The 19,026-nt window shown below is 57.8% G+C and carries 17 protein-coding genes and 1 pseudogene; 5 read left to right on the top strand and 13 right to left on the bottom strand.

The annotated features are described in order from the left end of the window. Positions 1-97: 97 nt before the first annotated feature. Positions 98-1,168 (top strand): tartrate dehydrogenase, encoded by a 1,071-nt coding sequence (locus tag IEX85_RS14870; RefSeq protein ID WP_188861395.1) that lies wholly within the window; start codon positions 98-100, stop codon positions 1,166-1,168. Positions 1,169-1,250: 82 nt separating this feature from the next. Here the strand turns inward: IEX85_RS14870 and IEX85_RS14865 are convergent, their stop codons facing one another. Further along, on the bottom strand, positions 1,251-2,171 hold the full coding sequence (locus tag IEX85_RS14865) for a LysR family transcriptional regulator (protein ID WP_188861394.1): 921 nt from the start codon (positions 2,169-2,171) through the stop codon (positions 1,251-1,253). A gap of 221 nt (positions 2,172-2,392) precedes the next feature. Here IEX85_RS14865 and ttdA point away from each other — a divergent pair, with 221 nt between their 5' ends. The 4 genes from ttdA to thmT all read left to right on the top strand — a co-directional run bounded on the left by ttdA (position 2,393) and on the right by thmT (position 5,141). Beyond that, positions 2,393-3,292, top strand: coding sequence for a L(+)-tartrate dehydratase subunit alpha (gene ttdA, locus IEX85_RS14860; protein ID WP_188861393.1), 900 nt, complete (start codon positions 2,393-2,395; stop codon positions 3,290-3,292). After that, positions 3,289-3,897: a L(+)-tartrate dehydratase subunit beta gene (gene ttdB / locus IEX85_RS14855; RefSeq protein WP_188861392.1), complete on the top strand. Its 609-nt coding sequence runs from the start codon at positions 3,289-3,291 to the stop codon at positions 3,895-3,897. The genes ttdA and ttdB overlap by 4 nt, the downstream gene beginning before the upstream one ends. Positions 3,898-4,004: 107 nt before the next feature. Further along, positions 4,005-4,844 (top strand): isocitrate lyase/PEP mutase family protein, encoded by an 840-nt coding sequence (locus IEX85_RS14850; protein WP_188861391.1) that lies wholly within the window; start codon positions 4,005-4,007, stop codon positions 4,842-4,844. Positions 4,845-4,949: 105 nt separating this feature from the next. Further along, positions 4,950-5,141, top strand: a complete 192-nt coding sequence (gene thmT, locus IEX85_RS14845) for a 2-hydroxymuconate tautomerase (protein ID WP_188861390.1) — start codon at positions 4,950-4,952, stop codon at positions 5,139-5,141. An 816-nt stretch (positions 5,142-5,957) separates the two neighbouring features. Here thmT and IEX85_RS14840 read toward each other — a convergent pair. From IEX85_RS14840 to IEX85_RS14780, 12 genes and pseudogenes are all read right to left on the bottom strand, one after another. Further along, the gene (locus IEX85_RS14840; protein WP_229721947.1) at positions 5,958-8,369 is read right to left on the bottom strand and encodes a S8 family peptidase; all 2,412 of its coding nucleotides are present in this window, start codon (positions 8,367-8,369) and stop codon (positions 5,958-5,960) included. 5 nt (positions 8,370-8,374) lie between these two features. Beyond that, positions 8,375-9,358, bottom strand: coding sequence for an AAA family ATPase (locus tag IEX85_RS14835; protein WP_188861389.1), 984 nt, complete (start codon positions 9,356-9,358; stop codon positions 8,375-8,377). A gap of 210 nt (positions 9,359-9,568) precedes the next feature. Next, entirely contained in the window at positions 9,569-10,090 is a 522-nt protein-coding gene (locus IEX85_RS14830) for a recombinase family protein (protein WP_188861517.1), read from the bottom strand. A 447-nt stretch (positions 10,091-10,537) separates the two neighbouring features. Continuing rightward, positions 10,538-12,637: a TonB-dependent receptor family protein gene (locus IEX85_RS14825; protein ID WP_188861388.1), complete on the bottom strand. Its 2,100-nt coding sequence runs from the start codon at positions 12,635-12,637 to the stop codon at positions 10,538-10,540. Between the two features lie 85 nt (positions 12,638-12,722). Then, positions 12,723-13,514: an ABC transporter ATP-binding protein gene (locus IEX85_RS14820; protein ID WP_188861387.1), complete on the bottom strand. Its 792-nt coding sequence runs from the start codon at positions 13,512-13,514 to the stop codon at positions 12,723-12,725. Positions 13,515-13,536: 22 nt separating this feature from the next. Further along, complete coding sequence (locus IEX85_RS14815) at positions 13,537-14,607, bottom strand: FecCD family ABC transporter permease (RefSeq protein ID WP_229721946.1); 1,071 nt, start codon at positions 14,605-14,607, stop codon at positions 13,537-13,539. Further along, a complete protein-coding gene (locus IEX85_RS14810; protein ID WP_188861386.1) occupies positions 14,607-15,602 on the bottom strand; it encodes a FecCD family ABC transporter permease in 996 nt (331 codons plus the stop codon). The genes IEX85_RS14815 and IEX85_RS14810 overlap by 1 nt, the downstream gene beginning before the upstream one ends. Before the next feature lie 9 nt (positions 15,603-15,611). Next, on the bottom strand, positions 15,612-16,559 hold the full coding sequence (locus tag IEX85_RS14805; protein ID WP_188861385.1) for an ABC transporter substrate-binding protein: 948 nt from the start codon (positions 16,557-16,559) through the stop codon (positions 15,612-15,614). A gap of 97 nt (positions 16,560-16,656) precedes the next feature. Then, positions 16,657-17,424, bottom strand: a complete 768-nt coding sequence (locus tag IEX85_RS14800; RefSeq protein ID WP_188861384.1) for an energy transducer TonB — start codon at positions 17,422-17,424, stop codon at positions 16,657-16,659. Beyond that, a pseudogene (locus IEX85_RS24030) lies at positions 17,421-17,849 on the bottom strand (ExbD/TolR family protein). The gene IEX85_RS14800 and the pseudogene IEX85_RS24030 overlap by 4 nt, the downstream one beginning before the upstream one ends. Next, positions 17,846-18,241 carry an ExbD/TolR family protein gene (locus IEX85_RS14785; protein WP_188861382.1) on the bottom strand — a complete coding sequence of 132 codons (396 nt, stop codon included), beginning with the start codon at positions 18,239-18,241 and terminating at the stop codon, positions 17,846-17,848. The pseudogene IEX85_RS24030 and the gene IEX85_RS14785 overlap by 4 nt, the downstream one beginning before the upstream one ends. Then, positions 18,231-19,022 carry a MotA/TolQ/ExbB proton channel family protein gene (locus tag IEX85_RS14780; protein WP_229721945.1) on the bottom strand — a complete coding sequence of 264 codons (792 nt, stop codon included), beginning with the start codon at positions 19,020-19,022 and terminating at the stop codon, positions 18,231-18,233. Before IEX85_RS14780 ends, IEX85_RS14785 begins: the two co-directional genes overlap by 11 nt. Between the last annotated feature and the right edge of the window lie 4 nt (positions 19,023-19,026).

Here is a 19,026-nt window from a genome sequence, read left to right as displayed (position 1 = left end):
GTTCAGGCCACTCGCTGTCCGGCGTGTGGCCTGCGCCACTCGATTCTCAAAACATTGCGGTGAAAGTGTTCGCCGTAATCTTAAAGGAACTCGGAATATGAATAGCAATACCAAAAAGCACAAGATAGCCGTTATTCCCGGTGATGGTATCGGCCACGAAGTCGTACCAGAAGGCCTTCGCGTGCTGGATGCAGTCAAAAACAAATTCGATATCGACTTGGAGTTTGAACATTTCGAGTTTGCATCTTGCGACTATTACTTGAAGCATCGTCAGATGATGCCTGACGACTGGAAACAGCAGATCGGCAATCACGACGCCATTTTCTTTGGCGCTGTCGGCTGGCCCGACAAGGTACCCGATCATATCTCTCTCTGGGGTTCCCTGATCCAGTTCCGGCGCCAATTCGACCAGTATGTCTGCCTCCGCCCGGTCAAACTGATGCCGGGTGTCCCCTCCCCGCTTGCCAACCGAAAGGTCGGTGATATCGACTTCTACGTCGTGCGGGAAAACAGCGAAGGCGAATACTCCAGCATGGGCGGCAGAATCTTCGATGGCACCGATCAGGAAACCGTGCTTCAGGAAAGTGTGTTCACGCGGCGCGGAACCGACCGAATTATGAAATATGCCTTTGAGCTCGCCCGCAGACGTAACAAACACGTGACGTCAGCGACAAAATCAAACGGTATTTCGATTTCCATGCCTTTCTGGGATGAGCGCTTCGCGGCCATGGCGGACCAGTACCCGGATGTCGCAACGGATAAATATCATATCGACATACTGACGGCGCACTTCGTCCGCAATCCGGACTGGTTCGATGTCGTGGTCGCTTCGAACCTCTTTGGCGACATCCTGTCCGATCTCGGCCCCGCCTGCACCGGTACCATTGGGATCGCGCCTTCAGCCAATCTGAATCCGGAAAACCTCTTTCCGTCGCTGTTTGAGCCCGTCCATGGCTCTGCGCCGGATATCTACGGCAGGGGTATCGCCAACCCTATAGGTCAGATCTGGAGCGGCGCGATGATGCTCGAGCACTTCGGTCACTTCGATGCTGCCAACGCGATCATGGCAGCCATCGAGACCGTCCTTGCAGAGGGGCCTCGGACGCCAGACATGGGGGGTAACGCGACGACCGAGGATGTTGGCAAGGCCGTGGCCTCAGCTGTCTGATCGTCGTTTCTAAACAAGTTCAAACGTCGATGCAGTGCCCGCGATAGCGCACCCTGTTTCGGGCACCTGCTTCGACGCCCCGTCACCAGATGGCCAACTTAATCTTGCCCGCCTCTTCAATCAGGAATGACTCTCTTAGGTAATCGACAAATACCGATACCTTCGCCGAAAGGTTGGCTTTCTCAAGATAGACAGCGAAGATATCGGCCGCCGGCGTCGCGTAATCTTCCAGCACCAGCTCCAGTCGGCCACTTCGAACGTATTTGGCCAGATCCCATTCCGCACGCATCAGAATACCATGGCCGTCCAACGCCCACTTCAAGGCGACCTCGCCGTCATTGGTACTCAGCTTCGAATGCACCTTGATCGACTCGGTCCGGTCGTCACGGGTAAGCCGCCACAGGTTGGAGGTCTGATTGTTCTGACGTAGAAGAATGCAGTTATGCTTTAGAAGGTCATGGGGGAGTTGAGGCCGACCGTGCACGGTCAGGTAGGAAGGCGCTGCGCAAAGCAGCCGTCTGTTGTCGGCAACTTTCCGAGCGACCAAACGCGAGTCTGGGATATCGCCCAAGCGTATGACAACGTCTATTGACTTGTCGGGAAGGCTTACCGGAGTGTCCGTCAGCGTCAACTGAACCTCGACACCGGGATACAGCTTGATGAATTCTGAAATCACGGGTGCCAAATAACGACGACCAAAGCCTAGCGGGGCATTAACCCTGAGCAGCCCTCCGGGCGTCTCCTTCCTGTTGGAGACGAGCAACTCCATTTCCTCTATGTCCGCCAGGATGGTTATCGCATGGGAAAGGTAGACCTCTCCTTCTGTTGTCAAACTAAGTTTTCGGGTCGTTCGGTTGACCAGTCGTACGCCGAGTCGTTCTTCCATCAACGCCAGGCGTTTGGTCACCGCTGACGGTGTGACATCAAGATCGCGCGCCGCAGCCGCAAGCGATTGATTTTTCGATAAGGTAACAAAGAAATCCAGCTCAGAAATCTGACTCATCATAAACCTACTGGAAATTCTAATTTGAGTTATATTCAATCATACAGGGATTTTCGCGTATAGAATAGCAAACATAGTCGGCGCTACAGGTTCATTCTTTTCACTGGCTGGATAACTGAAGGGAATTAATCGTTGCAAACGACTTTACAGCACAGTTGTTAAGGCGAATTAAAACTCTAACCGCCGGACGTAAAGCTACCCATTAAAAGAGGAAAAGAACCTTGAATAAAGAAGAAGCGATTCTAAGCCTCACCGACACGATGGCGAAATTTACCAGCTATATTGGTAAGCGACTGCCAACGGACGTGAAAAATAAGCAGGCCGAGCTGCGTAAAAAAGAAACCAACCCGATGGCCATCGAAATTTACGATGTCATGGCCGAAAACCAGGACGCGGCCGACAAGCTGGATCGTCCCAGTTGCCAGGACACTGGGGTCATACAGTATTTTATTGCTGCCGGCTCTAACTTCCCGTTCTTGGGTGAGCTTGAAGGCATTCTTGAAAACGCCACACTCGAAGCTACCCGTAAAGGTCCCCTTCGCCACAATGCCGTCGAGACCTTCGACGAGAAAAATACCGGTACCAATACGGGCTCGAAAATTCCCTGGCTGGACTGGGAAATCGTGCCCGGAGAAGACACTGCAACCATCGACGTCTACATGGCTGGCGGCGGCTGCACCCTGCCGGGCGCATCCAAAGTATTGATGCCGGGTCAGGGCTACGAGGGCGTCGCCGAGTTCGTGCTGGACGTGATCACCTCACGCGGTATCAATGCCTGTCCGCCGCTACTCGTCGGGGTGGGTGTCTCAACCTCCGCCGAAACAGCCGCGCGCCTGTCCAAGAAGGCCATTCTGCGACCCGTCGACTCGCGCCATCCGAACGAGAATGCGGCACTGATGGAAGAGCTGCTGACCGACGGTCTCAACGAACTGGGTATCGGGCCTCAGGGACTCACCGGCAACAACAGCGTCATGGGCGTGAATATCGAGTCCTCCGCTCGCCATCCTTCAACCATCGGTGTGGCCGTATCGACCGGCTGCTGGGCACACAGACGGGGCAAGATCCGTATCAATCCGGACCTGTCTTACGAAATCCTGTCCCATGAAGGAGTAGTGCTGTGAAAAAGATCCTGACGACCCCGATCAAAGACGAAGATCTAGAAGACCTGAAGGCTGGTGACATCGTGTACCTGACCGGCCAACTGGTAACCTGCCGTGACGTTGCACACCGGCGTCTGATCGAACTAGGCCGAGAGCTTCCCGTGGATCTGGTGGGCGGCGCCATTTTCCATGCAGGTCCCATCGTCCGTGAAAAGGACGACGGTAGCTACGAAATGGTATCGATCGGCCCCACCACGAGCATGCGCATGGAGAAGTTCGAGCGCCATTTCATCGAAGAAACGGGCGTCAAACTCATTGTTGGCAAGGGTGGCATGGGGCCGGAAACAGCCGCCGGCTGTCGCGAAAACAAAGCGGTCCATGCCGTTTTCCCGGGCGGCTGCGCGGTCGTAGCAGCAACCAAAGTGGAAGCGATCGAAGGTGCCGAGTGGACCGATCTCGGCATGCCCGAGACCCTTTGGATCAACCGGGTGCGGGAATTCGGTCCCTTGATCATCTCCATCGATACGAAAGGCAATAATATTTTCGAGACCAATAAGGCACGCTTCAACGAGAAGAAGGGCCCGATTCTCGAAAAAATCTCGAGCCAGCTTAAGTTTATCAAGTAGACGAAAGCACAGGCGGTTCGCGCAGCACCAACAATTCCCTCATTGGGAGCTGCGCGACCCCATCGAAGAAAAGCGACATTCGTTCCGGTACCGAGAGGCGCTACCTAATGATCAAAGGCTCATTTAAAAACACTCTCAGCAATTTAGAATTAGAACGTCTGGCCTCAGTATACAGTCCTATGACCGCAAGAATAGCTCAGGACGTAGGGTTCAACTTCGGTATCGTCGGCGGATCAATCGCCTCCATGGCCTTACTCGGATCACCAGACCTGAGCCTGCTAACCTCGACAGAACTCGTAGAGTTTGTGCGGAAAATCACGCAATCCACGACCCTACCTATCATCGTCGACGGAGACGGTGGCTACGGTAACGCTTTGAACGCCATGCGACTGGTGCGCGATCTCGAGCACGCCGGCGCCACAGCGGTTACACTGGAAGACACGGCCCTTCCGCTTCAATTCAAGGAACAAAGCGTCAGCCTGGTCAAACCGCAAGAGCATGCGGCAAAATTGAGATCCGCTGTCCAGGCTCGTACATCGCTGTCGTTTGGTATCATTGCAAGAACCTCCGTGCTCGAAAGTGATGACGACGAATCTGTGCTCGAGCGAATCGCTCTGTACTCAACAACAGGGGTAGATGCGATTTGTGTTACCAATGTGAAAGACCAAAGTGTACTCCATTCCATCTCGTCATCTACCGACCTCCCGCTAATGATTATTAGCTACAGCGAAGATGAGCTTTTACCGGAAGAAGAGCTTATCGACAATAGAGTAAAAATTTATCTATGCGGACATCAGCCCTTCCAGGATGCAATCGCTGCAAGTTATTTATCATACATTTCAATGAGAAGAAAAAATTCCTCATTTGATATTCCAGCAGCAAAAGAAATCATAAAGAACTACAGCAACGACCAATACTTCAACAATCTAATAAAAGAATACTTGTAGATAGATATCAGGATATAGAGCCTTATTCGGTGACTGCGTAAATAAGTGAGGCGGTGTTTTTGAAACAGTACTGATTCTGTCTACTTCACAAAAGGAGTTCATAATATGCCGGTGATACAGGTTAATATGATTGAGGGGCGTAGCGAAAAGCAAAAGGAGGCGCTTATTCAAGAACTGACCGAGGCATGTTACAAGGCCATTTCCGCCCCCCATGAGTCTGTGCGAGTCCTGATTAACGAGATACCGAAAAAGCATTACGGTATTGGTGGCAAGACGGCAGAAAAGCTCGGCCGATAATGCGCTAGTCCACTTCATCGCCTCCTGCATTGATAGCATGTATCTATGAACGGCTTCCGGGATGTGAACTCGTCCCCGGTCGCGTCTCGCATACCCTGGTGACTGGCTGGCAGATCCAGGGCCAGGCGCAACCCTTTGACGTCGATCGCTACTTTCAACGCCCGCCATTCAGCTCCAGGCAGGAGTGTCGGGCGATCGATACTCTCCAGCAGCATCACGTCGCCCGAGCGGGCATCGGCGAGGAGACGCAGTAACTAAGGACGGTCGGCGTGTGCGTAGCTGGCACTTTCGATATAGACGGAAGCAATCACACGATTATGGGGCACCTGTATCAGTTTGGATGCTCTTACTATGGCGTATCATTTTTACCGTGCTACTAAATCTAGAAATCAATAATCACGACGTCTTGTTATAGACATACCCTAAAACAACAGGATGGTTTTCGAGCCCAGAGGTCATTTTTGGAAGGCGGCTGTATGGAATGTCAGAAGCCGATAGCACCACGATGGTACAGATTTAACGAAACAAATATATGGCGTATAAGTCATTTATATTAAAGGTAAATAGCTTCTTTTACGCAAAGTTCGATTGACTATGAACCTCCGCGGTTAAGTGCTATAGCACGCTGGTCAATATTGTGCCGCCTTGGCTCTCCCTTCGACTCAGCGTCTTGGAAATCGAACTGCAGTCTCCAAGACTGCTTCTTAAAATAGTCGAGGTCATCTTCGAACCTAGGCGGCTAATTTATTTCACATGTGAAAGATTCATCATGGGCTCAGAGCGTTTCAACTGGAATCGAATTCCTCATTCTCCTCATTATTTGATTCGCGCACGAATGCGCTCTTGCTCCTGAATACGCTCACGAATCTGCGTGTAAAGTTGGGCTTGCTCGTTCTCGCGATCTGTTAACGTAACAACCAGGGCGTAGGGCTCTATCTCAGCACTCATTTCTTTACCCCAGTCATTATCCTGACGAGTAACGACCACGAACCACTTATATCGAGGCGACAGCTGTCTCATGCTCCAAATAGATGACTGCACGGTCCCTTTTGACCTAACTTCACTTGAGATGGCACGGTTGGCCTTTGTTTTGACACTGTCATTCAAGCGTTTTTCTTGATCTTGAGTCTCTTTATTGAAATGACGCTCTACATCTTCAAGAGAAGTACCTTTGATGAGATTAAATGACATTCTAGTGGCGCGGTAATCCAAGCGAGTTGTACGAACGGACGGTGTATATGCCAATGTAACACGAAGCTCGCGTAAGGCTCGTTTACTACGTAAGAACTCTTTGGGCAACGGAAGCTCATAGAATATATGGCTGTCGTTCTCGATGCCATCTTCAGCCATCAAGACTACCGCTTCCTCACTCGAACGGTATAGAACATCCTCATCGACCTGGCCATACCCCACGACTTCACGAGCCAACTCTCGGTGATTATTTGCTTTTGCATAAGATTTGATAGCCTCTGCTGAGAAAGTCGAGCTAGATTCAGCAGAAAGATCCGCATGGTTAACGAGCATCGCCCTCAGCATGTTGGCTGAAGCCTCCGGATACTCGTTCAACAATCGTCCAGCTAAATGAGTAATGTAAGGCGCCGCAAAACTTGTACCATTTACCTCCGCGAAGATTGACCGTTCATATGGCTGATGATGGCAAGTCAACACTCCAAGTCCCCGAGTATGGGGGCGCCATTCATCGCCTTCAGCGCGCATTGGCGATGCCAAATTGCCACCCAAAGCCACTAACTCAGGCTTCAGTGCTCCTCTGACCGAAGGTCCATGCCGAGTAAAAGGTGAGGGCTGCGCCTCCGTAGCTGGCGCTAACTGACTTATCTCTTCAGGATATCGCTGGCCATCCAGCGTCGCGGCATGCCTCGCAATGCTGCCAACCGTTAATGTATTCAGAGCGGGCGCTGGATCAATGATGACACTGGCATCATCTATCAAGTAATCCGGATATTCATCACGCCAGCTGTTCAAAGGCACAGGCGGATCACCACAGCCCATAAAGTTACCTGCCGAGACGATGAAAAGCACATCATGCTCTCGAGCAAGCATGTCGAGAATATACGCTATCCCCCTGATATGCTTGCCATCATAGGGTGCGGTGGCATTACCTATCGACATGTTAAAGATCCGGCAGCCGAGTTCAACGAAGTATTCAACGGCTTCGACGACTGTTTTCTCAAAAGTTTCCTCACGGAAGATCGCATCGTCACCATTCGGATTCTTGAACAGTACCTTACCGTTGTAGATCCAAAGATTAGGCTGCCAATAATTTCCTGCGTTACAGGCTTCGATATCACCGTAAAGCGCGATGCCGGCTACAGCAGTTCCATGTCCCACATCATCGAACTCGTCTTGGTCTGGGATAAAACTTTTACTCTCGGCGATCGCGGGCTTCAACAAAGGATGGTTGGTATTGATACCGCTGTCCAAGATACAGACCCGCGCTGCAGATTTGGCTGGAGACGATATTTGTTTCGGAAGTTCATTGATATCACGCATGAGCAAGACTGGACTTATACCGCTCTCTGGTGGCAAGTCAACCAAACGAATGTCCCGGTGATTCAGCAGCATCTCAGCCTGGGTGGGTGTAACTTCGACGCGGTACATTAGCAGACTATCCCGGTTAATACGGTCCAACTGCTTAATGCCGGAATCTTTCATCCATTGCTCAAAGTTTTCGTAGAGGACCCTACGTTCGGGGTGATGGCTGACTTTTACTGGCCATAGTTCGAGATCAAGGGAGAAAGCGCCTTCCGCAGGCAATCCTTTTTGTGAAATTGCCCAACTTTTTCGGTCCTCTGATGTCCAGTTATCTATACCATCAAGAGCTTCAAGAATCTGTTTGTAGGTCAGCTCGGCATCATCTAACCCAAGGCGCTGGAGGTGTTCAGCAAAAGTCGCCAAACCTTTTTCATCACCGAAGACAACACACAGTTGGCGGTCTTCCTGGCTGATAAATTCAACACCATGCTTGATCAAGTGAGTGAAATCGAGGTTGCCACTATACTTTAGCTTCAGGACGTATCCCTCAGTCGCTGTGCTGACTTGCTGCTTCGCTTGCTGAACTGCTCTATCCAGACCGCTGAGCAAATGCTGCCCATGGGCACGCATATTGGCACGCTCCAGCCTAGGCAGTTTGATTTTCTTAGTTCTGCGGTCGTTTCTTAGTGGTTCACGTTCAATCCTGAGGTGCTGATAGCTTTCTGGCATGTTCATCCCTGTTATGCTATGCGTTTATGTTCCCTATCGTAAGCTAAAGTGAGATCTTTCAGTGTCAGAAATTCTTGGCTGCGTAGTATCATGCGCTTCACAGCCCTTCGTATCACACGCTCAATATCTGCACCGCTCAGATGCTGGAATAGCTTGCTCACATCTGGCTCATCCAACTCGAAATGACGTCGTACACCTCGTAACTTAAGCTGTAGGAGTTTTTGTACCTGTTTCTCATCTGGTAACGGAAACTCGATAGCTTCGTCAAAACGTCGCCAGATTGCAGTGTCCAATATCCGCTCGTGATTAGTGGCGGACAAGACGAGGCTTTTGCCTTGGTAGGCGTCCATCATCTGCAGCACAGCGTTCACCACTCGACGAAGCTCTCCATGTTCGCTGCTATCACTTCTTTCCTTGCCTATAGCATCAAACTCGTCAAACAAGACAACCAAGGAATGTTCGGAGATAAACTCAAACACCTTGCGTAAGTTAGCTGCGGTTTCGCCCAGAAATGAAGATACCAATGCATCCAGACGCACCACTGCTAGCGGACGATCCAACTCAAATGCAATCACTTCGGCGGCCATGGTCTTGCCACAGCCAGGAGGGCCGAAAAAGATCACCTTGTTCGAGGGCCTCATGCCATAGCTTCGCAAAATATCACTGCGTCGATGCTCTTCCAGCAGCTCTTCCAGTGCCGACGCACTTGCATCGGGCAGCACCATCTCTTCAAGCGATCGCTGAGACTGTTTGATATCCAGCAGTGCAAATCCACGTTCATTGTCCACCGGCGGCTCAGGAAGCAATCGATGATCACGTGGGCTCAATGTCTTTGAGCTATCCGAGTACAAAATTTGTTCTAGGTCGTTTGCCAACAAGTGGTGCTGCTTCTGACGCTCCTCGCTTATGATGGCTTCCGATACCCGACGAAAGGCTGCCGTGTCGCCCACGGTACCTGCCTTGATCAATTGTCGGAGGACTTTGCCATTTGCCATGTCATTGGTTTCCGTTTCAGTAGTCTGTACAGCCAAGGAGCCTTTTTGTGCCTGTATTATAAGGTGAATATTAGCTAGAGTACTGTCTTTCTCTACCCTCTAGCATTGGCGGCCATGCAACCGGGTCGAACACTCAGGTGTCATTTTCCGAAGACGACTGCACCATCGTCCAGGAGTCGCCTGCACTGCCTCTGCCCAGTTTGTCCCGCACTAGCATGATGGACTGTCGACCTGCGCAACTGATGCGCCAGCCTGATGGCGTTGCGTGGCTTCGGCCTGCTGCACTTTGCTTAACGCCGGCGGGCGGCCCAGCTCCTTATCTTCCGCCTGCGCAGGCGCAATGCCTGCCTGGATTCGCTCGATCAGTAAGTCGAGTTCAAACTCAGCCACCGCACTCAACACACTCATGGTGATCTTTCCCGCGGCGCTGGTCAGATCGACCCCACCGAGCGCCAGACAGTGGACACGGATACCGTCGGCGGCCAATCGCTCAACCGTTTTGCAGACATCCATGGCATTGCGACCGAGTCGGTCCAGCTTGGTCACGATAAACACATCACCGGGCTCCAGCCGGTCAAGCAACCAGACAAACTGCGGACGCTCACTGGCCGCGATGCTACCGCTGATGCTTTCGGTCACGACGCGGCGCTGACTGACTGAGAAACCTGCGGCTTCAACCTCTCGAATCTGGTTGCTGCTATTTTGGTCAGCCGTGCTAACGCGGTCATAGATGAAGGAGCATTACACTCTCGGAAACCGTCGACCTGTACGAAATGGAGGTACTAAATATATGCCGTGTCCGAAACAGTGAAAGGCTAATTTAAGTACATGCGGTTCGATAGGTGTCCGTAACCGATCGTTTACGTACACATTGAGGTGTTCGGGATGCCGGTCGTGCACAGGAGTATTGAGCATAGTGGAAATTCGTGCAGGCGACTCCTGATAGTAGACTGTCAGAAGCCATGTGCACACCGAGCGTTCCGCCCAGTCAGCTGGTGCAGTCGTCTTCTGAAAATGACAGCGGTTCATGGTGCATGCTAGAGACCACGAGTCCACGTCTCATTCCGATACTAGGCCCAAGCAATATCGATCGACAGACCGGCTGTTGGGTTTGTATGGATTGCTGAATGTATAGGAAGAAATGGCAGACGCTTGGAAAAGCGACCGCCATGAAGGGAATCAGAAATCCAGACGGCCTTCGAGGATAAAGGCTCGGCCCGGCGCCGGTACCCTGCCAACCGGGCTGACATCTGCACCGCGGAAGTAGTAATCCTCATCTGTCAGGTTGGTCGCCGCCAGTCCAAGGTTCAGATTATTGCCGCTACCGACGGCGATATCGCGACCAATGCGCGCATTGACCAGGGTATAGGACGGCAGTTTGCCGGCACTGCCGATGGCGTCTTCATCTTCGGTGTTGGCGGCGTCGCTGAAGCTGTCACTGACGTAATTCAGGTTCAGGTTGGCGGTCCACTGCTGCAGCTGGTAGCGCGCTTCGGCACTGAGGTGATGATGCGGCGCGTTGGGCAGGTCGTTACCCTTGTTGTCGCCGCTGAGCTGTTTGGTATCCAGGTAGGTATAGCCGAGCCCGAGCGCGAGCCGCTCGGTTGCCTGCCAGTCGGCCTCAAGCTCGATGCCCTCGTGGCGGGTCTCGCCGACGTTCTCGAACCGGTCCGTGGTGCGGTTGTGGACGATCTGGTCCTCGTAGTCGATGCGGAACAGCGTCGCCGAGGTCGCCAGCGCCGGAACCGGCTGCCAGCGCGCGCCCAGCTCGTAGTTCCAGGCGGTCTCGTTGGCGACGTCGCCGGCCTTGGTGGCCTGGGCGATCTGCACCGGCACCAGCGACTTCTGCGCGTTGGCGAACAGGAACACCGCGTCGGTCGCCTGCAGGCCGACCGTCAGGCCCGGCAGCAGTTCGTCGGCGTCGTTGCTTGAGCGGCTGCCGGACAGCTGGTCCTCGAAGTCCATCTCGACATCCTCGTAGCGCAGCCCCGGCGTGATCTCGAGACGCCCGTCGAGCAGGCCGAGGGTATCGCTGAGGTAGAGCGCCAGGGCGTCGGTCTCCAGGTCCCATTCGCGGACGGTGCCGTAGGTCCCGGTCGCCAGCTCTTCGCGGTTGACGTCGAAGTCCACCTCTTCGCTGACGAAGCGCGCGCCGAAGGTCAGCGTATGGATGCCTTCGCGCACCGTCAGGCGCGGCTCGGTGCCCCAGACGTGGAACACACGGGGCGAATCGGCGACATGGCTGGCGTCGGCCTCGGGATCGGCCCAGTGGCCGCCGCTGGTCAGGTCCTGGCCGAAGAAGAAGGTCCGGTCCGCGCGATGGGCGAAGTTGCGCCATTCGAACTCGACGTCGTCGTTCGGGCGGAAGGTCCAGCCCAAGGTGCCGCGCACCATGTCGGCGTCGTAGGCGTCGTGCGGCCGCTGCGACTGGGTCCGGTTCTGCTCGTAGGCGCTCGGGCTCAGGCCTCCCGGCAGCTCGGCGTCAACATCGTAGTACTGCAGGCTGGCCGCGAGCTCGTTGCGGTCGTCGATGAAGTATTCGGCACTGACGATAACGTTGTCGACGTCGGTATCGGAATGGTCGCGGAAGCCGTCGCCGCGCTGGACATTGGCCTGGAACTGCAGCGCCAGGTCGTCGTTGACGAAACCGCCGATGCGGTAGTAGGTGTCGCTGTAGATGTTGCCGGTGTCCTCGGCAATCGTCAGCCGCTGCTGCAGTGTCTGTTCGGTCTGGCCCGGAATCGGCTTGGTGAGGAAGTTCATCACACCGCCGACGTTGTTGGGGCCGTAACGCACCGCGGCACCGCCGCGCACGATATCGACGGTATCGACACTGGGCAGCGTGACCGGGAACAGCGAGACACCGACATTGCTGTAGGGCCCGATCGCGATCGGATAGCCGTCGACCAGCATCTGCAGCCGTTCGCTGCGCAGCGGATTGAGGCCGCGCAGGCCGATGTTCGGCAGGATGCCGGTACCGGTTTCGTCGAGAATCTGCACGCCTGGCGCCGAACGGATCGCGTCCTCGATGTTCAGGGCGCCGCTTTCCTGCAGCTGCTCCGATTCGATGACGCTGCGCGAGCCCGGATAGACCTTGACCTCCTCCTCGGTCGGGTTGCCGATCCAGTTGCCCTCGACCTGCAGGACATCCAGCTCCGCGGCCTGTTGCGCCACAGCGAGTGGGCTCAGCGACGCCGTGGCGAGACTGACGGCGACGGCGAGCTTTTTGCGGAATGGTAGCACGCAGCCGTGCGCCTGGCCGAACGAAGAGCGGTTCATCGAGTTCTCCAATTGCGATTATAGTTAATCATAATGATAACGGTTCGCAATTGTATCTAGATTAAATCTTGCTGTACAGGATGCTTTACAGTAGCGGCCCGGTTACCGATGACAGCGGCATGAACTGCGGTTTTCCGGTGCCGGCATCATCCAATACACGGGCGCGCACTCGAAACACCTCGGCCAGTAGCGTCTCGGTCAGCACCTCGCCCGGTGCGCCGGCCCGCTCCAGCCGACCGGAACGCATCGCGACCAAGTGATGACCGTAGCGGGCCGCCTGATTGAGATCGTGCAGCGACATGATCACGGTCAGTCCCTGCTCGCGGTTGAGCGCCTCGAGCAGTTCCAGCACTTCCAGCTGGTGCCCGAGGTCGAGATAGGTGGTGGGCTCATCAAGGATCAGGATCGACGCCTGCTGTGCCAGCGACAGGGCGATCCAGGCACGCTGCCGCTCCCCGCCCGAGAGTGCCGCCAGCGGCCTGGCCTCGTAACCTGCCAGTCCCGTGACGCGAATGGCCCAGCGCACCACCTTGCGATCCTGCTCGCCGAGCTGGCCGAACAGGCGCTGGTGCGGAAAGCGACCGTAGCGCACCAGCTGCTCCACCGTCAGCCCCTCCGGCGCGCTCGGATGCTGTGGCAGCATCGACAGGCGCTGCGCCAGTTCGCGCCGCCTCCAGCGATCAACCGCCCGGCCGTCGAGCAGCACCCGCCCCTGCTGCGGCCGCAGCAGCCCCGCGAGCGCGCGCAGCAAGGTACTCTTGCCGCAGCCGTTCGGACCGATAAGGCAGTGGATGCGCGACATCTCGAGGTCGAGGCTCAACTGCGGCACTATGACCTTGTCGCCGTAGCCCAGCCTCAGTTCCTGTGCCGATAACATGGTCTCTCCTGAGTGGATGGTCTCAGCGCTTGCGCGCCAGCAGATAGATGAAAAACGGGACGCCGAGCAACGAGGTGACGACGCCGATTGGAATCTCGGCCGGTATCAGCAGCAGGCGTCCGAGCAGATCCGAGGCCGTCACCAGCAGCACGCCGTACATCGGGCTCAGCAGCAGTTGCTGGCGCAGGTCGGGGCCGGCGGTCAGGCGGGCGATATGGGCAACGATCAGGCCGACGAAGCCGACCGGCCCGACCACGCCGACCGCACTGGCGGCGAACAGCGCCGCGACCAGCAGCAGGCCGAAGCGCCACAGCTCGACCCGTAGTCCCAGGATCGCAGCGACCTCGTCGCCGAGCTGTAGCAGGTTGGCCCCGGCCAGCAGCGCCGGCAGCAGCGCCAGCGCCGCCAGCGTCCAGGGCAGCAACGTCAGCAAGTGTTCCCAATCGCGGCCGAACAGACTGCCGGCCAGCCAGACCAGCACGGTTTCGGTGTTGACCTGCGCCCAGCCGGCGAGCACGCCGGTCACCAGCGCGCCAAGGATACTGGCCACCGCGATACCGCAGAGCACCAGCCGCACCGGCGTCACCCCGCCGTTCCAGCTGAGGCGATAGACCAGCGCCGCCGCCACCATGCCGCCGCCACAAGCGACCAGCGGCAACCAGCGCAGATCCAGCACACCACTGAGATAGGGATTGCCGTCACCGGTCAGACGCTCGGCGACGGCGAATGCCAGCACGGCGGCCAGGCTGGCACCGCTGTTGATGCCGAGGATGCCGGCATCGGCCAGGGGATTACGCATCACTGCCTGCAGCAGCGAACCGGCGATGGCGAAATGCAGCCCGATCAGCGCCCCAACCAGCAATCGCGGCAGGCGCAGGTTCCAGACAATGTCCTGGGCGACCGCATCGCCGCTTCCGGTCAGGGCCAGCCAGACCCGCTGCGGCGACAGGGTGGCCGCGCCGAACAGCAGATTCGAGACCGCCGCCAATACCAGCATTAGCAGCAGCGCGGCCGGCCAGCACCAGCGCTGGAAGGCGAGCGTTCGGGCCTGGCGCGGTGTCGACGGCCGGGCGGATACCAGCATCGCGCGCATCAGAGGGCTCTCCCGCGAATCAGGCCGATGAAGACCGGGCCGCCCAGCAGGGCGGTAAAGATGCCGAGCGGCAGCTCCGCCGGGGCCACGAGGGTGCGAGCCAGCAAATCGCTCAGCGTCACCAGCACGGCGCCGGCCAGGGCGACCACCGGCAGCGTGATGCGCTGGTCGTTGCCCAGCAGCAACCGCACCAGGTGCGGCGCCACCAGACCGACGAAGCCGACCGGACCGGCCACTGCGACCGCGGCGGCGGTCAGCGCCACGGCGATGGCGACGAAACCCAGGCGCCACAGCAGTACCCGGCCGCCGAGCGCCCGCGCCACCTCATCCTCGAGCTGAAGCAGATTGAGGTAGCGAACACCGAGCAATGCCAACGCCAGGCCCACGAGGGACCAGGGCAGAATCAGCGCTATATGGCCCCAGCCGCGGCCGAGCAGACCGCCGGCCAGCCACAGATACAGTTGCTGAGCATGGGCGCCGGAAAACAGCAGGAAGGCCGTCGTCAGTGCCGTTGCCAGCGCCGTCACCGCGACGCCGGCCAGCGCCAGCCGCAGTGGTGTGAAGCCTCCCTGGGCCGCGAGCACGAAAGTCAGCAAGGCCGCCGCGGTGCCGCCCAGTACGCCAAAGCCAGGCAGCCAGGCCGCGTCGACGCTGAAGCAGACCTGGACCAGTACCACCGCCATCGACGCCCCGGCGACCACTCCGGTAATGCCCGGCGAGGCCAGCGGATTGCGGGTCACTGTCTGCATCAGCTGGCCCGCCACGGCGAGGCTGACGCCGACCAGCAGGCCGGCGAGAAATCGTGGCAGGCGCAGCTCCCAGACCAGTACGCCCGCCATGCCCTCGCGCGCGCCGCTGAGGACCGACACCACATCGTTAACCGCGACCGGCACGGTGCCGGCTGTCAGGGCTGCCCAGGCGGTTGCCGCGAGCGCGGCCAATAGTCCCAGCAGACACAGGGGACCGCCGGCGGCTAGCCCGGTACGAACGCACATCGGACGACCTCAGCGGAAGGTACGGCTGGCAATCTCTGCCGGCACCTGGGGTTGCTCGAAATGCTTCGGATAGAGGCGCCATGCCATCTCTTCCAGGATCAGGTTGCGCGCGATGGGCCCGCCGCCCTCCTTCCAGTGCAGGCCGACCTCGTAGACGCGCCCGTTCTGCACGGCCTCGAGGTGGGGCCAGATGGGATTGTCGGCGTAGGCGTGACGGGTGCTCGAGGCAAACATGAAGATGACGTCCGGGTTCAGCGCCAGCAGCTGTTCGAGGCTGATCTGGTAGCCGAATGGGATGGCCTGGTCGGAGGTCGGCGACGGGCCGGTCGCATTGGTCGCGCCGAGGCGCCCGAGCAGATCGGTGCTAAGGAAGTGGTCGTAATAGGCGAAGGGCGCTTCGCCGCTGCCGGCCAGCAGCACCGCGCGGATACCGCCCGGCGCCCGGGCCGCGTAGTCGGCCACCTTCGCCTCGAATGCGTCGTTCAGCGCCCGCCCTGCGTCGGCCTGGCCCAGCGCCGCGGCGATACCGGCGACCGCCCGCAGGCTGTCGTCGTAGCCGATCACGTCGAAGGCGTAAAAAGGTGCGATGGTCTCGAACTGGCGCGCATGCGGCTCGGTGTAGCGCCGGATCGCCAGGATCAGCTCCGGCTGCAGTTCGGACAGCAGCTCAAGATTGGTGCTGGCGCGCTGGCCCAGGCTCGGCACCTGCGCCATGGCCGGCCCTAGAAAGTCCGGCACCGCCCGGTCGCCAAAGGTCGAGGCCCCCACCGGCGTGACACCGAGCGCGACCAGGCTGTCAGCGGCGAAGGTCGAAATCGCCGCCACCCGCTCCGGCGCCAGCCGCTCGATACGGGTGCCACGATCATCGGCCAGCGCCGGCGGCGCCACCACGGGCGCTGCCTGGAGCAAAGCCGAAAAGGCTCCCGCCAACAAAGTCGTCAGCCTCAGCAGTCGCATAACCATCCCCTGTTCTGCAAAATTTTGCCGCATTATAAGGTGAACACGAATGGTTTGCATTTAGATTGAAGTTTAATTTGCCAAGCCGGTAACCGAACTAGCGCTGACCCTTAATTGCAAAGGCAATCGGGATGTTGACCGATAGGCGATGTTGTTCCATTTCAGCGGGAAAAGCAGGTAGCGGCACGGCTGACTGGAGCATCCGGATCACAGCCTCGTCAAGTCGCCTATAGCCGGAGCTCTCGCTGATCCGGAAGCTCTCGACCTTGCCATTGTGATCCAGCACGAAGAAAAGCTTGACGATGCCCTCCTCGCCACGGCGGCGAGAGGCGACCGGATAACGTTTGTACTTCGCCAGATGAGCCGCCAACACCGCGTAGTAGGACTGCTGGGCCGCCGGGTTACCGCCATTGGTCGCCGCATTGGCTCCGCCGGTACTGGCTTTGCGGCTGTCTATTTGCTCCGTCGCCTCGCTATCGGTGATCTTGTCAGGTGTGTGCACCGGCCTGGGTTTCGGTTTCGGATTGGGTTTGGACGTCGGTGCGGTCCCCACTTCCGCCTGTTGTTTCGGCGTCACAGGGTCTGGCTTGACCACGGGCTCGGGCTCGGGCTCGGGGACAGTTTCTGGTTGCGGTTGCGGTTGCGGTTGCGGCTCCGGTTCTGGCAAGGGATCGGATACCGCCGCTTCCTGGGGTTCGGTCTCTGTACCGAGGTCGCCGAGCATCCCGAGGTCAATCTCGATGCCCTGTTCGCCGGGAGTTCGTGCGCCGTCGTGCGCGTCCTGCAATAGCACGACGACGAAACCGAACAGGTGGAGAGCGACGGCTAGCAGCAGCGCTGTCAGCCAGTGTCGAGTCCGGATCATACCGGCGCGTCCTGCGGCCGCGTTGCCAGCGATACCTTCATCAAGCCGGCCGCGCGAATCTGCTTCAGCACCGCCTGAAGCCTGTCGACCGGTGTCGTGGCGTCAGCCTTGACCAGCACCGAAAAGCGCTCCTTATCGGCGGCCTGCTCGAACTTCAGCGCCAGACTGTCATCGAGTTGCTCCTACGCCACAGCCTCGTTGTCGAGATACAACTGGGCATCGGCGATCAGCACCTCGACAGGGTTCTCAGCGGCCGTCCGCTTGTCGCTGATTGAGGCCGGTGGCACGATCCTGACCGCATCGGAGCGGCTAATCTGGCCAGCCACCATGAAGAATATCAGCATCAGGAAAACCACGTTGATCAACGGGATCAGGTTGTCGTCGCTAGTGGTCTTACCCTGTTGTCGCGTGGGCACGATTTTCATGGTGCCGTTTCCGTCAGGGAGACATGGGGGGCGCCAGCGGTCTTGAGCGCATCCAGCAACCGGATCATCGCCTGGGTCGTCAGCCCCGGTTCCACGCTCAGGGCATAGACATCATGCGGTGCAGCGGCGACCAGCCGGCTCAGCGCGGCTGAGTCGTCGCTATGATATTGCTGCCCGTTTAGTTCGAAGCGGCCGTCTTCGCCCAGCAGGTGGACGCGGCGGACCTCCCGTGCTTCAGACTCGGTCTCGCCGGGACTCACCAGATCGATCTGGCGCCATTGCAGAAAAGTCGACGACAGCATGAAGAACAGCAGCAGGATGAAAACCACGTCGATCAGCGGGGTCAGGCTGATGGCGCGCCTCCTGACCGGAGCGGTGACATCAAGCCGCATGGCGGCCCGCCTCGGCCGGCTTCAGCATTCCCGGCCGGCCGGTGAAGACGCGGGTGACGGCATCGTTCATCAACGCCGCCACCCGCTCGGTCTTGCGCTCCAACCAGTTGTGCACCGTCACCACCGGTATCGCCACCGCCAGACCGACCGCCGTGGTCAGCAGCGCCTGCCAGATGCCACCGGAGAGCACCGAGGGGTCGACCTGGTTGCCGGCGGCTTCCATCTGCTGGAAGGCGACGATCATGCCGAGCACCGTGCCGAGCAGGCCGAGCAGCGGACTCAGGGTGGCGATCACATCGAGCGGGCGCAACAGGGTACGCAGTTGATTGAGGCGCAGGGTAGCAACGCGCTCGAGCTCATCCTTCAGCAACGCGAGATCCCGTGACTCCTCCTGGAGCCCCCGCACGGCCAATGCTACCAGCTCCGACACCGGGCGCCGGGTGTTCAGGGCTTCCAGTGCACGGTCGGCTTCACCCGCTTGCCACAGCCTCAGGCTCTGTTCGATGTCGCCGCGGCTTTCGGGGCGTAGCCAGGCGAACTGCCAGAGCTTGATCAGCGTGATGCTCAGGGCGACAACGGAAAAGCCCAGCAGAATCCAGACGACCGGGCCGCCTATTTGGAGAAAGTCGAGCATCTGGTCGCTCAGGGACGATACGCTCGGTTGCTCGATATGACGGGCACCCAGGTCATCGGCCAGGTCCAGTGAATCAGTCACCGGTGCTGCCTGGAGCGTTGCCGCCAAGGTGCCCGCCAACAAGGCCATCAGGCTTCGCAGTTTCATAACC

The sequence above is a fragment of the Marinobacterium nitratireducens genome (assembly GCF_014645375.1).
Taxonomy (GTDB): domain Bacteria; phylum Pseudomonadota; class Gammaproteobacteria; order Pseudomonadales; family Balneatricaceae; genus Marinobacterium_A; species Marinobacterium_A nitratireducens.
Note: the sequence above shows the minus strand (reverse complement) of the source record. Positions and strands in the feature narration are given on the sequence as shown.